The organism is Pleionea sp. CnH1-48, assembly GCF_024124665.1.
Classification (GTDB): domain Bacteria; phylum Pseudomonadota; class Gammaproteobacteria; order Enterobacterales; family Kangiellaceae; genus JAMXSB01.
On sequence record NZ_JAMXSB010000017.1, the window covers coordinates 143,034 to 158,744 of the forward strand.

Below are 15,711 nucleotides of genomic sequence, written 5' to 3' on the forward strand. Positions count from 1 at the left end.
AGCCAAATGAAAGTATTGGTAATGAAATTAGATGAATTAAAAATCAGTTAAAAACTGAGCTTTCGTATGATGTGGGTGCGGGGATGGAATCGAACCGGCAGGCGCTCCTGTGTCGACACCTTGTCGGCAGTTTCTTTCAGGCAATAAAAAACCCAGTTAAAAAACTGGGTTTTGGAATAATGGTGGCCCGGGGCAGAATTGAACTGCCGACACAAGGATTTTCAATCCTCTGCTCTACCAACTGAGCTACCAGGCCGTCTCCATGGAGAGCGCGTATTAAACCGATTTCGAGCTTTGAAGTCAAGCATTAAAATAAAAAATAATGCTATTTTTCTGGTGGGATGTAACCTTCGGGTATTTCGTAATCACCACCGAACAAAAATTTCTCCATTTCGCCCGCAAGATAGGTGCGAGTATCCGGATCAGCTAAGCTCAATCGCTTTTCGTTGATCAGCATTGTTTGATGTTGAAGCCACTGCATCCAGGCTTTATGTGAGATCTCATTGACTATTCGTTGGCCAAGTTCGCCTGGATAAGGAGCCATTGGGATTGCTGGCAGCTCTTCTCCCAGTTTTTTACAGAAGACTTTCTTGGACATAAGATTCCTGCTCCAATTGTTTAAGTAATTTAGCGATAGGGGCTGGTAAGCCCAGTTGCTCGATTTGTGATAGATCCTGCCATCGAACATGGTCACTGTCCATGACCTGCGTTGGCTGCTTAGTCAAAGTCATTAGCGCAGGCTTTAAAATCAGATGATAGTGACTAAAGGTGTGGCGAAAAGGTTCAATCTCATGTTGTTCCGCGAGTTTTCCTTTCCACTGGGATTGAATCCACACTGCATCGTCATCTACTTGCTCCGGTATTTCTGGTAAACACCATAAACCGCCCCAAATACCCGGAGCTGGACGCTTCTCAAGTAAGACTTTGTTGCCAACCTTTATAACAGCAAAGCGCTGTTCTTTGGTGGGTTTTTCTTTCTTGGGCTTGGAGTTAGGGTAGTTGCTTTGCACTTGTTTGCTAAGGGCCTGGCAGTGACTTTGTAGCGGACAGCTTGTGCATTTAGGCTTGCTTCGAGTACAAACGGTAGCGCCCATATCCATCATCGCCTGATTAAATTCTGCTACCTGCTTTTGGGGAGTCTGCTCTTCGGCTATCTGCCAGAGCTTTTTAGCGACACTGGTTTGCCCGGGCCAACCTTCAACCGTATAAAAACGACATAAAACACGCTTAACGTTGCCATCTAAAATGGGAGCCCGAATATTTTGAGCCAAAGATAAAATAGCTCCCGCCGTTGAACGACCAATTCCAGGCAAGCTTTCCATGGCTTCGACATTATCAGGCCATTGGCCTTGATGGTCGTTGATAAGTGTTTGTGCACACTTGTGGAGGTTGCGAGCACGAGAGTAGTAGCCAAGACCACTCCATAGAGCTAGCACATCATCTTGCGGTGCTGCTGCTAAGGATTCTAAATCCGGAAAGCGCTCCATAAAGCGTTGATAATAAGGGATAACGGTCGCTACCTGAGTTTGTTGTAGCATGATCTCAGATATCCAGACTCGATAGCTGGTTTTGTTCTGTTGCCAGGGTAGATCTTTGCGACCAAACTCTTGGTAGAACTTTAGAATAGCAGATTGAAAATCCTGCGGTTTCAAGCGAATTTCCCCAAAAATAGTAAACGCTGCAGTTTAGCGAATTGTTTCTTTGCTGTCTGTACTAAAGGCTTTGCGAAGTAGATGAGGGAGCAGAAGTTTGAATGGCATACGCAGGTAATGTCCGCGTATGTACAGGGCTTTTTGAGAAAGGCCTTGTCCAGTGGGAGAGCAGCTTGAATGTTCAGGGACAAGGGCGCGCGTAAACAAGATGTCCATTAAGGTTAACAATGCGTTTGAAGGTTTAGCCTCGCAAAACTTTTCGTAGGACAAGCTGAGCTCAGGTGCAAAGAACTTGCGCACATACCTCAGGGCATAAAACATAAAGCGCGACAGGCCAAGTGTGTTGGCCCGTTCGACGACCAACTCGATAAATTGTGGGTTATCTGCCTGGAAGTGCTCCAGTAAACGATAGATATCGTAGAGATCTCTAAGCCCGTGATCCTGCTCCCCATCACTAAACAGATGAGCCGCAGAGTGAATGATTTGATCGGCTGGAGACAGTACAAAAAAGAATGGGTGTTGTTCGCACTGAATGGCTTTGTCTATCAAAGGTTCGCCTGGCAGAGTAATGCGTGCTGTTGGTGGCAATATGCGATGGTGAACATCCAGTGTCGAGCCTCGCTTAGCATGTTGAAGCGGAGGTATTTCGTGCATCCACTTACGGTAGTAGCGTTGGTCATAATCGTTATGATGGGTCGAAACCCAACCTGCCCAACGTAATCGATCTTCTACCTCTTCCAAATAGTCATGGGCGACCAGAAGGTCGATATCACCGTATAAACGTCGTCGACTATGTTCAATATTTTGAGCCAGATAGGCGGCGCCTTTTAGTAAAACCACAGGACTGTCAATTTGCTCCAAAGCTGAAGCAATGCGGTCAAATTCCCAGCTAATGGCTCGCTGATGAGCATTAGACAAAATGCTGGCTGAGTGCAAATGGCGTTGAAAACTCATTGGCATTTTGTCGGTGGGTTTGGCCAATATTTTGTCGGCAACTTCAGGAAGCAGTCGCGACTTGCGGGCCTGTTTTATCACATCATCAATTTGCTGCTCAGAAAGATGTTCAAGCAACACTTGTTCCGTTAACAACTCACAAATCGGCAGCACAGGAAGCCCCCGATAGTTCAGTAAACCAGGCAACAGCATCGTCTAAAGAAGAGTACTCGAGCTTAAAGCAGCGGGATTGCTCTACAACCATCGACAGGCGACGGAAGCCTTCTGCTCCCAGTATGTGATAGTTAAATCCTTGCTCCGCCATAGACACTAAAGCTTCTGCGGGGTCCATGTATTGCGTATTCAGTTCGGAGTTAGCAACATACTTAGGAAAAACGATAACAAAGGGAGAAGCTTCACAGTGCTCTATGGCTTCTGATTGTTCTAGTTTTAAGTGAGCAACTGTGCCTTTGTTAGTGTCTTTTGCTGGCTTGGTAAATAAGGCATCTGGATGCCTTTGGCTTATTATGTCTATTGACGCATTTTTAAGGCTTACAGGTCTTGGTGCTGCGATGAGTTTTCCGGCTTCATCAATCAAAGCCAGCTCATCAGAAAACAGGCGCCATCCGTTGAGCATGAGCTCTGCCGTTAAGGTGCTTTTTCCTGCACCAGGAAATCCAGGCATGATAACAGCACGGTCTTGGCAAGCAATCACTGCTGCATGTAAAACCAAATATTGATGAGAATGGTTGGCATAGCACCAGTTCAGGCCCCATTCGAGCATGGCGTAATCTTGCGCCGAAGGTAAAGGCAAAAACGGTGAAAAATCGTCAAAATAAAATTGAGCTTGAGGCTTATACCAGCGACGCTGGTGGCGTATATGCACATCAAAATCTGCAAACTTTTCTTTTGAAAGTTGAAAGTCGCGATACATTGACGATATGCCTTGGATAACTCGTGGGCAATCAGAGAAAAATCGGGTCGAGAAAGGAGGAGTCAACAAGCTCAATCCTTCGTTACAGAGCGCTTTTTTTATTTCGCTACTCGATAGATCCACAAGCTTCATTGGACTACTAAAATACCTTCTATTTGTAGGCTGGTGAAACCTTCTTCGATGTGCTGAAATATTTCGGAAGGGTCAATTTCTCCCGCCAGCTCAAAGTTATCCACGATCTCATTGATGCTTTTGGGGCCTGATTGTAAATTCTCAAGCGCCTGGAACATAAGAGGGTTCACAAGAGTCGTTGTGTGAGAAGGTTGATGAAAGAGAACGCCCTGATTTTGCCACTGAATCAACTGAGTCGGCTGAGTCAGACAGAAGACAGTGGCTTTTTTAACCATAAATGATGATTAGTGGTAGGTATTTTCAATAAAAGTGCGAACATCGGGGGCAAACATGCGGATCCCGTTAGATGTTCGGTAGTAGCCTTGTTGTTGGATACTGTTGTAAATAGATTTCACTTCATTTGTTGTTAATGCATAGGAGCCAATATTTGCAGCCGAATTAAGTAGAGCGGCAATGACATGAAATTCTAGTGAGCCTGGGTGCTCCCACAAAACTTGAAGTAATGTTTTGTCTGGATATTTGGGATTCGAAAACACTTCGCTCATTTTTGTGCCGTCACTGTTAACGCCTGCGCTACAGTTTGGCATGCCATTGTTTTTAGTCTCGCAGGTACCTGCTGAGAACGGGCTTGGCCAGCTATTTTGATGTGTTTTCCAATAACCTGGAGAGTAACCGCCACAAGAACCATTGGCATCAGGATGCGATAAGTTTCCAGACATAAAACCGGAAGGTGCACAGTTCTGTGCTCCAAGCACTGGACGACTGCTCAACGACATAATGATCGGAGAAACTGATAAACCTGTTAACAGGCGACGACGGGGCTTGTTAATATTTTTATCTTGTCGACTTTTGGGTTGCTGATGATCGGTCATAAATCCTCTTACTTCGCTTCCTTGTTGTCGCCTCTAAAAAGATCATTCCCAAAGGCGTTTATCTGTGCGCATTATAATCGATATAACATTCGAGTTGCAAATCAAGCAGCATCCGTGCCACAAATAAAAACACTATACACTTCATAGGATTATAACTAAGCCTAATGTTTGCAGCTAAGTTAATGATTTTAAAGTGTAAACTATACTGACACTAGTGGGTGTAAAATAGGCAGAATAAAAGACAACACCAACCACATTAATAGCACCATTGGCCCACCAATTCGAACGAAATCCGAGAAGTGATAACCCCCGGCATTCATTACTAACAAGTTAGTTTTGTAAGCAACTGGTGTGGCATAACTCATATTGGCCCCAAACAGTACCGCGATAACAAAAGGTTCGGGAGAAAGGCCTAACTGTTGAGCGACAGAGATGGCGATGGGAGTGCCAATAACGGCTGCGGCATTGTTAGAGACAACGTTGGTTAAAACGGCCAGCAATAACATGAGTCCGCTTAAGATCACAGCGGGCGGTGCTCCCGAAAGTATTGCTAGAAAAGACTGCGCCAGATAGTCGGCTCCGCCAGTTGCCAGCAGGGCCTGGCCTAGTGCGAGTGATGCCACAACGATCAGTACAACTTGAGTGCTCAACGCCAGAGAGGCATCGCGCCAGTCCATGCATCGAGTCATTATCATCAAGATCACTCCGCATAAGGCACTGATGGCAATCGGCAAAATCCCCAATGCAGCCAATAAAATGATACCTGCCATGATAGCAAGAGCGATGGACGCACGTTTACTGTGCGGTAGATCAGTGGTGGAATCGAGAACTAATAGATCGCCTTCTTTTTTTAGCGAGGCGATTTTGTCTCTGGGTCCCTGAACCAGCAAAATATCACCAACATGCAGGGATACGTTGCCAAGTTTACGGTATAGGTCAATGGCTTTACCGCCACGGTGTAAAGCAATGGCGACCATCTTAAATTGGTCAATAAAGCGTACGTGCTTCAGGGTAGAGCCTGCCAGCGGAGAGCCCGGAACCACGACTACTTCGGCTAATTGTTGGTCATCAGCAACAAGAGGATGCTCCTCGTCTACCTTTTGGCGTCCAACAAACATGTTGGCACCAATAGCCTGTTCGAATTCTTTTAGATTATCGGGAGTATCGCTGACGCGCAGACGATCATCGGCTTTCAATCTCACGTCAGGCATGGGCAGGATTCGAGCGTCACTGTCGATGCCACGTTGAATACGCTCAACTTTTAAGTTACCGCCAGCTTGTTCAATGACTTCGGCAAGGGTTCTGCCATCAGCAAATCCACCTTCAACAATAATCAAGTGAGCTGTAAAGAGTCGTGGCGATGAATCATCCAGGGATGTTTTTCGCTCAGGGATAATACGTGGCGCAATGAGCCAGAGATAGAGGATGGCAATGCCACCAGCGAGAGCGGCAGCTGGCATAAAGTCGAACATTTCTAGACGACGCATTCCCAGATCGGCGGCTACAGACACAACCAGCAGATTGGTTGAGGTGCCTATGGTGGTGGTCATACCGCCTACCAGGGTTGCCAGGCCCATAGGCATTAAAATGGGCGATGCCGATGATTGAGTGCGAATTGAGACACTGATCAAAATGGGTAATAGCAGCACTACAATTGGCGTGTTGTTCATAAAGGCACTTAGTATGGCGCCGACGATCAAAGTCAGTAGCAATGAGAGTACTGGAGAGGTTTTCCAGATCCTGGCAAGTACTCGACCAATAGGTTCTAACGCCCCTGTTCTAACTAACCCCTGGCCAGCCATCATTAACGCACATACTGAGATCAGAGCTTCGTGGCCAAATCCTGATAAAAAGTCAATGGCTTGTAAGGGCTCACTTTCGCCTTTAGGCACGAAAGGAAAAAGAGAAAAGCCTACAGCGACCATTAACATAACCACCAGACAGCTGGTTTCGAGTTTAACGTCATCACGGCGGAATAAATACAGAGCAAATACTGTTAACAACAGGATTGCTAATGCATGATTATTGGGCAAAGAAGGTAGTTCAGTCATATTGGTTAGAAGTCAGCGATCCAAGCCACTTATTATCAGGTTTTTTATTGACGTTCTTTAAAGAATACATGGGTATATCCTAATCGCAAGCTTATCTTTACTTTGCTACAATTCGCAGCTGTGAATAAAGCAGCATAGATACCTGGAATGACCGAGCAAAAAGACAATCGAGTAATGCGCACCATCCGTAGCTTTGTGTTACGAGAAGGCCGAATGACAAAGGGCCAGCAGCGTGCAATGGAAGAGATTTTTCCTGTTTGGGGGATTCCTTATCAGGAGCAAAATCTGGATCTGTCCGAGCGGTTCGGTCGTGAAGCTCCGACCGTATTAGAAATCGGATTTGGTATGGGCTCGTCGTTAGTCGAGCAGGCCAGCATGCATCCCGAGCGTAATTACATTGGTATTGAGGTGCACAGGCCTGGAGTGGGGGCTTGCTTGATTACCGCAGAAGAAAAAGGCGTTGAAAATCTTCGAGTATGTAATCATGACGCTGTTGAAGTGCTAAAGAACATGATTGCAGATGAGTCACTTACCGGTATGCAGGTTTATTTTCCTGATCCCTGGCATAAAAAGAAGCACAACAAACGTCGTATCATCCAGCCTGCATTTATCGAAATGTGCCATAAAAAAATCCGACCGGGCGGCTGGATCCATCTAGCGACCGATTGGGAGCACTACGCTATGCACATGAGTGATGTGATGAAATCAGCGCAGGGATGGGAGAATACAGCGACTGACGGCGATTTTGTTCCGCGACCAGATGATCGACCTCTCACCAAATTTGAGCAGCGTGGCGAGCGTTTAGGTCATGGCGTCTGGGATTTAATCTATCGTCGTATCTAGGGCGATAAGCTGGAACCTTTATTGATTAAGCACATCAATGGATTGTCTGAGCCGGGGAGACAGATTCTCTCCTTTTTAGTCACTATTTATTGTGTTTTAGCGGGTAAATATAGTCTACAGCCCGCTTCATCTCTCACTTTTTACTAATTTACCCAATAGACAGAGGTCTAGATAAGGGTCTAAATATAAAAGGTATGAAAGTGATTCTATACATTTCAATAATTAACATATTTTATAAGTACGATTGGTTTTCAATTTGCTCCACCCTTGATAAAATCTCATTTCAATATATGACAAGGAGTCATTAAATTATGCAAATTAAGCAAGATAGAAGATATCTAAAACAAAAAAAAGCAGGCGGCGTATTCTTGGTTCAAATCGCTGTACCAACAGCATTACGTCATTTAACAAACAACAAAGCCGTTCTAACACGCTCAACAGGCACAAATAACTTAAGAGAAGCTAAAGCGCATAGAGATGCCTTTTTGCGTGAATGGGAAAGCCTAAAGCTACAAGCTGGGATTAACCCAAAGGGCCACCGCTTACGTTCTCTTGTAGCAGACCTTAAGCAATCTTATAAAGAATCTTTAGGAGATCATGACACCGCTCAAACTTGGCTTGATGGACACGACCCCGAGTATTATTACAACCAAGGTGATTTGATTATGGCTGACGCTATTAGAATTGCTAAGGGCGGCGAGGCTAAGTTTTCAGGTGTTCAAGAAGGTTACACACTATCAGAAGTTACTAAGGAATATAGAAATACAATTCTCAGTAAGAAGTCGGATAATTACTTAACTAAAATCTTAAAAGCTGCTTCGCGCTGGGAGGATTTTGACAAAGAAGCTACGCCGTTGAAAAATATCGGTAGAGCAAAAGTAGTTGCATTTATTGAACACCTCTCAGAAGTTGAAAACCTGAAAAATAAAACTATACGCGATGTATTATCAATCTTTAATAAAACGTGGATTTATGCAACAAATAAAGAATATATTATTGATAAACCATCACCGTTTACTGACCATGCTTTAGAGGTTTTAGACAGTGAATCCTATGAAGTCCTTACTTTGGAAGAATGGGAAGGCATACTTATAAACTATCTACCTAGATGTAAAACGATAGGTGCTAAGCTCTTTATGTTCCTAGGTATTACATCTGGCATGCGTATAGAAGAGATATCCGGCCTTAGAAAGGGCGATATAAAATATGTTGATGGTGTATTGTGCTTTCATGTTAATGATAACAACCGCACAGTTAAAACTAAGAATGCAATTAGATATATTCCTGTAATGAATCGATATATTGATGTAATTAAAAAACTTGCAGAAGGAAATCCAGAAGACTTTTTATTCAATGAAGCTCTGCCAACTAAAAATAAACACTCTGGCTGGTTTAGCAGCAATATTCTAGAATCTAAGCGGACCTTTGGCATCACTACCCGCTATAAATCATTCCACAGTTTAAGATGTAATATTGCAACAGCTTGCGAAAATGCAAAAATTGAAGAGCGAACCGCCGCGTGGCTTTGTGGACATTCCAGAAATCAAACTCTAACCTATGGTTTGTATTCAGATGGGGCGAGTATTAAAGAAATCTTGAAACCTGCCATTGATAAAGTTGAGGAAAGGCTAGAGCCATTTTTGGCTTTTGATAACTTAGTGTTTGGTAAATAAAAATAGTGAAGGGAGTTTAACGACTCCCTTCTAGTTTACCCTCAAAATATCTCAACACCTAGCTTGTCATTTAGCACATTGTAGTACTCTTCTCTGTCCCTAGGACTTTCTAGCTTCCTACATGCAAAATCTAAAGCGTTTAATGCGTCTTGCTTTGTTATTTCACCCTTTTCAACATATGATTTTAAATGTTTGTCATATATTTCTTGCAACTCACAATAAGAACCATTTTGCCCACAAGAGACATAATCTGAGTCATTTTTTCCTCCCGGAACTTTATCTTCATATTGATATTGACTAGTAATGTCCTCTATTGTGCTTGGCTCTGACATATTAACAAACTGACTAAGTATACTCATACATGCTCCGTTTTAAACAATGAATTTGTATATGAAGAGATAAGGCTGCTTAAATGGAAAACAAGAGCAGCCGACATCTATTTTAAATTTAATCTCGCAATTGAGTTATTGTCACAGTGGTATTTGGAGTTTAGGCCGCTTCCAGCTATCGATAGGCTTATGCCTCGGATAATCCCTCAAAGCCTGCCTATAAGCCCTTAGCGCCTCTCTCTGCTCATCCTTGAGCGGATAGTCTAAGGTCATATACTTATCGGTCCTCTGCAACTCAGAATCACGCCACGCGCGTTCATCTGCGATACGTTCTTTAGAATTCCTCAAGTCCTCGATATAAAATATCTGCAAGTCCTTATCAAAACAATTAGCGCCACTGTGTAGCGCATCATGCCATTGTTGATAAGTGATCTCTGTGCAGTCTTCGGGGATCTCTTTGTCTATATCTTCGTGATAAAACTCAAGTTCACCCTTTGCGACTTGCCGCACAAACCGCCTTACGTTGTCTTCATTCGCCTTAAAAATATTTACCTCCTTATGATTTGTAGCCAATCGCAATCCAACTTAATGTTGTTCCGTTTCGATGCGAACCGTTCACCCACGTACAACCCGAATTAGTCCACAATCTAGGGTGACAGGGATCAGCCGCTAGATGATTTTCATTCGAACAACCTACCACGGTATACACCTGTGAGAATGTCGCAGGGAAAGCAAAGTATTGATTAGCGTTGTTGATAACGGCGGCGGTCGCTTTTCCCCATTGAATCATCAGGCCCGTATCTTTATCACGCCAATAGCCAGTTTCATTCATTGACATGGTGTTTTCAAGAAACGATAAGATTTCCCCAGAAAACAAAGAGAGGTTTAATGCGGTCGTTGTGCCACCGTGACGAGTCAACACGATGTAGTAAGGCTCATTACTATTTATCGGTGCTGTGTCATCGGTGAAACCATCATTGATACTGATAGAATAAGAGCCGAACCAAAGACCGCCCACATCAATCTCTTGCTCATTGTTCGCGGTTCCTTGATAACGTCTTTGATAAATCAAAGGGCCACTTACTGAGCCTCGGCGAATTGATACAGTCCAATCAGGCGCAGTCCAGTTTCTATTAGCTCCATTGTTACGATAACTATTCGACGCATACAACTTAAACTTAACCACCACACGGCCACCGCTTCCGGTTGCGATTGTAAAGTTACTATAAGCGCCATTACCTAAACTGGTTGGCGTTGCGTTTGCCTTTGTACCACCGCCAAGAAAATATTGATTAATACTTTTCTTAACGTTGTCAGTGATTGCGGCGGGGTCGTTAATAAAACCATCTCCACCCGAGCCGAATACAGAGGCGCGGGGTTTCCCATCGACTAACTGAACAGCGAAAACGGTTTCGTCTGTTGCTTTGTCGCGAATGTTCAGCGGAGAGCTTGAGAATGGGTTAAGTTCTAATTTCACTCCTGAATTATTACCCGACTCATCACCAGACGATTGAACGCTTACATGATGCGCTCTGATTGCTCCCGCTTGAATCCAGTTTGCACTAATGACATTTTCAAGACCTGCTGGCGGGTTGTCTTGGTAAGTAAAGTCGGCCCACGTCATGACCTTTGCGCCGCTCGTTCCATTGCCCCAAGATTTTGCCACGGCTCGCCCATCAAAATACATGTCATTAGTTTGATAGTGAAAACGTATGGCTCTATATTCTGGGACTGCGTTTGCTGTAATAGACCCCATTCCAATATGACCATATCCATCACCCGTATAAGTCATGTGAATGCTCGCACCACCTTGACCACTTTCACCGATTGATAATGCGCCTGCTTGTTGTCCTAACGTGTTGTTAGAGTTCGCGCCGCTTGTATCAATTGTAATAGAACCCGTTGCAGCATTGATATCAATAGCTGTGTCTGCTGTATCGTTGTAAGTCTTCCTTAACTGTAAGCGCTGTCCTTGTTTATTCAACATAGTGAACGTGCGTGAATAATTGGCGAGGTCAGAATACAAAATATTTCGCGTTGTGTTTTGATAACCCAAATACAACTCACCGTTTGCCGCTGATAGTGTGACATTTCCATTGTTGTGACATTTGAGAATATAGTCATTGTTGTAAGTTGTGTAAAAACCACCGCCCGCATGTAAAGTATAATCCGTAACGCCGTAAATTTGATTGGCGCTCATGTTCAGTTTTTGGAAAAAATACGTTGTATCTTTATTGGTTAATGATTTTGTAACGCCGTCTACTTGATTATATATAACACCATTGAACGAACGTATAATCACATCGCCATTATCAGATTGAAAATAAAGAGCCTTGTTTGTTGCGGAGCCTACGCCCACATAACCATCACGAAATCCGCCTTTTTGATTGAAAGAAATATAATTGATATTACTTGCACCGTCATTACTTCCGTAAATCGTTGTCACACCGTCTAAGGTTTTCCAGTTAACTGAATTACCGTAAAGCTCTACATCGCCTTGATAGTTCCGCATAGAAAAATCAGTGTTGCCATCAGAACCAAACCCAAACCATGCTTTTTCCTGATTCCGAAAGTTTTTAAAGGAAATCCAACCCGCTTGCGCGGCGTTCTCGCTGTTGTCATCTCGTAAAGTGAGCGTAGGGACCGCCGCAGAAATGACTTGTGAAGCATTAAAAGTATTACTCTTACTTTTCTCTGCATATTCTGAATGCGTATGTTGCATAACGCTTCCTGAACCCGCTTGAAAATCTTCAACACTCGATAAGGTGATTGTGGCTGTTCCCATATCACCCGTCACGTTCGAAACCGTTAACGTATAGACAACATCTTCGGTTGTGGGGTCATCATTAATAAAATAACTAACGGGCCACGCTGTAAAGGACTCTAAAGGCTCACCAACGCCGCCCATTGATTCCGCTGTACCTGTCACAGTTCGTTCATCAAGGACCAAAGAGCCACGTTTCAAAGTTAACTTAGCGCTTGGCTTGGTTAGCACAGAGCCAAGATGACGATTAACACCACCACGACCAGACACCGTTAACTTGATGTTTTGTCCTGGCTTATGCTTTGGCGGTGTGAGTGTTACTGTTGCGCTTGTCGTAAAGTGTTGATAAGCGCTCGCTGTTCCACCCGTTGAACCTGTCCCACTTCCACCGCCCGCGTTACCTAGTTGCTCGATGATATCAGGGCTTAGTGCTTCAAGATTCACTGAGGCAGGTTTCAAGTGGTTTCCGTTAACCAATCCGTTACCTTGAGAGTCCACAGAGAAAACCGTCTCGCCTTGTCGGTCTTTCGCTTCCAGTAAGTTTGCACCGCCCATCTGAGCAACACCGCCGCCGCTCTCGGTCGTCTTAATGCTTCCTGAAACATTAATATTTTTCGCAAAGATACTATCCACGTCTAACGCATCGGCGCTAACGGTTCCATGTACAATGGTGTTACCGTCAATGACCTGACCCACTTTAACCCAGCTTGAGCCATTCCAAAAACGAGTTTCTGAAAAAGCGTTGCTTGCCTCTGAGTTATACAGGGTCACAACATCGCGGTTAACTTTAGTCAGTCCCTCGCTGGTTATCGCACTCTCTGCGGCACTTTCAGACCATTGCTTATTGTTGGGTGCTGTCAGGCTTTTAACGTCCTTGTAGAAGCTCTTAGAGCCTCTTTCACCGTTCGAACCGTTATCACCATCAGCACCATCAATCACTGTAATAAAGCTTTGTGAAATAGAGTGTTGATAGGTTCCGTCATCATAAACGAAGGTTAAGAACACATTATCAGAATTATTACCCGTTGCGGTCCATGTGACAGAGCTATGATTATCACTTCCTTGTGTGGCGTTAATGTTTCCCGTTGACGTATTAAGCGTTAGCGTTACAGATTCAACCGCTAAGACTTCCTGACCTTTATAAAATTTAGCGGTGACTGTGTTGGTATTGATTGAAGGCGACCAAACGTCCGTTTTGCTTTTTCTCCAAAGGTTGCTAATAGAACTCTGAATGCTCGCATGACTTACGCGGTCATAGTTACTTAAAGTAAACTCACTCGACTTTGTAAAATCCGTTTCATAGCTTGAGTTACCCGCCGCAACCTGAACGTGATACCCCGAACCGTTAGGATAAAAAGGCAAGTCCATCTTCTTATTGTGCGTCAGAAAAGTTTCAATGACTTGATTATCTTTTACTGTCTGAACCTTGAAGAAAGTAATCAACTGATTATCGATGGAATCCCACGACACCACACCGGAACGGGTCGAGCTGTTATTGTCTGGTGTAAAGATAACATTCGTTGGCGCATCGATATCATCAGGCGGCGCTAGAAAGGTATCGGGGATTTCCTCAACCGTGTCAGTGACAGCCCACGGATAGATTGAGTCTTGATGCTCCGTAAAACTAAAGCTCATTAAGCCATCCGCTTGCATCTTAGCGAAGTCACAGCGAAACAACTTTTTATCCCATCCACGCAGCGCGTTAGAAATGCTCACGATATCGCTAGGCTCAACCACTAATGTCTCTGGCAAGGCATTGAATGAACACGTCACATCTTGACGACTTCGATTAGCAATCAATTGTGCCATCTGCAACGCTTCGGCTTGCGTCGAGATAGTATTGAAGTTAAACGACACCTCTAGCAGCTCGCCATTATCCTCGGCTTTCCATTGCGTTTCCTTCTCTGAATTTACAGGAGGGTAAACCGCCTCGTTTTGTTCATACAGCAGCGCCTTATCTGCATAACGAACAATCACACGGTTGTAGCGCTCGCGCTTTCCTCCGTGACCGCTGGTGATATTTCCAGATATATTCCGGTCATCAAAGTGATAGACAGGTTGCCCCGCGTCCTCAATGCGCAGTCTGATTTTACCGCCTAATGGTGGAAGAGAACCACGCATACCAGAAAGAAGGGTCTTAACGTTATCAAACACTTTTCGATTAGTATCGAGCAACGCATTGCAACTCATACGCGCGGTGGTCAATACTTCATACCCTGCAAAGCGTCTGAAAGTTTGCCTTTGTTCTTCATCGTAATAATACGTATATAAAGCGCGGCGATAGGTTTCGCCCGCCTCGCAGAAATCCGCAGCCGATTTAAAGCTGTCTAAATCAATCCTTGATTCTCTTGCGCCCTTACCATAGCGCGTATTGGTAAGGTAATCATAAAGACAAAGCGCGGGGTTATCTGAAAACTTAATAGTGTTAGTGCGGATATCTTTTACTTTCTTACCTTGGATAATCGCTTTAATTTCCGGCTCGCCTTGCCAGATATTTACCTCAGAGTTTTGTTGCAATCGGATATACGCATAGCACAAACCTTGTAATCTATGCTTTGTGGTCCACTCAGGAAACGCGGCGCGTAATTCAGCGCTCGCTTGTTGATTATCAGAGCCGTTGTATCTTTCGATTTTCAGCCATTTACTACCCTTGGTAAACTCAGAGATATCATTAAAGAAAATATTTTCAATTAGCTCAACTTCACCCTCACAGAATACACAAATCAAGTGCAAGAACTCATTACGCGCACCGCCTGGACTATCCGTGGTCGCCTTAAAGACTTTGATAGCCGGTACTTTTCGACGACCGTAAACAACAGGAATAGCGTGATCAGTCCCGCTCTTTTCTACTGTGATACCTTGCGGCTCTTCTTCTGGGAAAAGCCAAGATTCTAATTTTTTTCTGAATTTTTCAATCGCTCCGAATAAACCCAGTGAGGTTATATTCAAAACCTTTTTTAATTTACTTCCTAGTCCCATTTAATTACGTCCCCATTTATATTCCACACCCGCAACACTTGCAAAGGACATCCCCTCATCATCTGGGAATAACTTTTTTTGACTGTTAGTGGTGCTACGTCTTCCTATGACTTTCTTAAAGTCGGCCCACTCACTCGCCGCGTTTAACCTAATAACCGCGTCTTTACCTTCTGCAATCGCCGCATCCGTTATCATGCCGCTCCAGATTTCGATAGGTTTATCTATGACATTCCCCTCATCAAGAAACACCCGATAGATGGTAATATCGCGATTAACCTGTGACTGGTTCAGTAGAATAGAAATCAATGTTTGGTCTACGGCTGAAAGTTCGAGCTTTACCATACCAACTGTTAACTCTGTTTTGTTTTGAATCGGGTCAAGCGCTAACAACAATCCATTGCCTTGATAGACGTTACTTTGATATTCGATATCGAAAATACAATCTGTGAAGTATTGAGGTGTAGGTGTAAAATCTATTTTTACGAGGTGACAAAATTCCGTTTTATTTGCGATAGCCTCTAAGATGGGCTGTGATAAATTCAACATGTT

Annotated in this window: 13 protein-coding genes and 1 tRNA gene; 2 read left to right on the top strand and 12 right to left on the bottom strand. The window is 44.0% G+C overall.

The window, feature by feature from the left end; all coding sequences use genetic code 11:
• Positions 1–180: 180 nt before the first annotated feature.
• The 8 genes from NH399_RS22750 to NH399_RS22785 form a co-directional block, all read right to left on the bottom strand.
• Positions 181–256: transfer RNA gene (locus NH399_RS22750), tRNA-Phe, on the bottom strand.
• Between the two features lie 69 nt (positions 257–325).
• Positions 326–598 carry an oxidative damage protection protein gene (locus NH399_RS22755; RefSeq protein WP_253043513.1) on the bottom strand — a complete coding sequence of 91 codons (273 nt, stop codon included), beginning with the start codon at positions 596–598 and terminating at the stop codon, positions 326–328.
• Positions 576–1,652 (bottom strand): A/G-specific adenine glycosylase, encoded by a 1,077-nt coding sequence (gene mutY, locus NH399_RS22760; RefSeq protein WP_253043514.1) that lies wholly within the window; start codon positions 1,650–1,652, stop codon positions 576–578. Before mutY ends, NH399_RS22755 begins: the two co-directional genes overlap by 23 nt.
• Before the next feature lie 33 nt (positions 1,653–1,685).
• On the bottom strand, positions 1,686–2,759 hold the full coding sequence (locus tag NH399_RS22765) for a nucleotidyltransferase family protein (protein ID WP_253043516.1): 1,074 nt from the start codon (positions 2,757–2,759) through the stop codon (positions 1,686–1,688).
• On the bottom strand, positions 2,743–3,651 hold the full coding sequence (locus tag NH399_RS22770) for an HprK-related kinase A (RefSeq protein ID WP_253043517.1): 909 nt from the start codon (positions 3,649–3,651) through the stop codon (positions 2,743–2,745). Before NH399_RS22770 ends, NH399_RS22765 begins: the two co-directional genes overlap by 17 nt.
• Entirely contained in the window at positions 3,648–3,926 is a 279-nt protein-coding gene (locus NH399_RS22775) for a hypothetical protein (RefSeq protein WP_253043518.1), read from the bottom strand. The genes NH399_RS22770 and NH399_RS22775 overlap by 4 nt, the downstream gene beginning before the upstream one ends.
• Positions 3,927–3,935: 9 nt before the next feature.
• Positions 3,936–4,523, bottom strand: coding sequence for a hypothetical protein (locus NH399_RS22780; RefSeq protein WP_253043519.1), 588 nt, complete (start codon positions 4,521–4,523; stop codon positions 3,936–3,938).
• Between the two features lie 200 nt (positions 4,524–4,723).
• A complete protein-coding gene (locus NH399_RS22785; protein ID WP_253043521.1) occupies positions 4,724–6,574 on the bottom strand; it encodes an SLC13 family permease in 1,851 nt (616 codons plus the stop codon).
• A 147-nt stretch (positions 6,575–6,721) separates the two neighbouring features.
• On the opposite strand from NH399_RS22785, the gene trmB reads away from it, so the two are divergent.
• The gene (gene trmB, locus NH399_RS22790; RefSeq protein WP_253043522.1) at positions 6,722–7,417 is read left to right on the top strand and encodes a tRNA (guanosine(46)-N7)-methyltransferase TrmB; all 696 of its coding nucleotides are present in this window, start codon (positions 6,722–6,724) and stop codon (positions 7,415–7,417) included.
• A gap of 311 nt (positions 7,418–7,728) precedes the next feature.
• On the top strand, positions 7,729–9,090 hold the full coding sequence (locus NH399_RS22795; RefSeq protein ID WP_253043523.1) for a tyrosine-type recombinase/integrase: 1,362 nt from the start codon (positions 7,729–7,731) through the stop codon (positions 9,088–9,090).
• A 41-nt stretch (positions 9,091–9,131) separates the two neighbouring features.
• On the opposite strand, the gene NH399_RS22800 is transcribed toward NH399_RS22795, so the two are convergent.
• From NH399_RS22800 to NH399_RS22815, 4 genes are all read right to left on the bottom strand, one after another.
• On the bottom strand, positions 9,132–9,449 hold the full coding sequence (locus NH399_RS22800) for a hypothetical protein (RefSeq protein WP_253043525.1): 318 nt from the start codon (positions 9,447–9,449) through the stop codon (positions 9,132–9,134).
• 111 nt (positions 9,450–9,560) lie between these two features.
• Positions 9,561–9,992, bottom strand: a complete 432-nt coding sequence (locus NH399_RS22805) for a phage tail assembly chaperone (RefSeq protein ID WP_253043526.1) — start codon at positions 9,990–9,992, stop codon at positions 9,561–9,563.
• A complete protein-coding gene (locus NH399_RS22810; RefSeq protein ID WP_253043527.1) occupies positions 9,976–15,162 on the bottom strand; it encodes a phage tail protein in 5,187 nt (1,728 codons plus the stop codon). Before NH399_RS22810 ends, NH399_RS22805 begins: the two co-directional genes overlap by 17 nt.
• Positions 15,163–15,708 (bottom strand): hypothetical protein, encoded by a 546-nt coding sequence (locus NH399_RS22815; protein WP_253043529.1) that lies wholly within the window; start codon positions 15,706–15,708, stop codon positions 15,163–15,165.
• Positions 15,709–15,711: the final 3 nt, after the last annotated feature.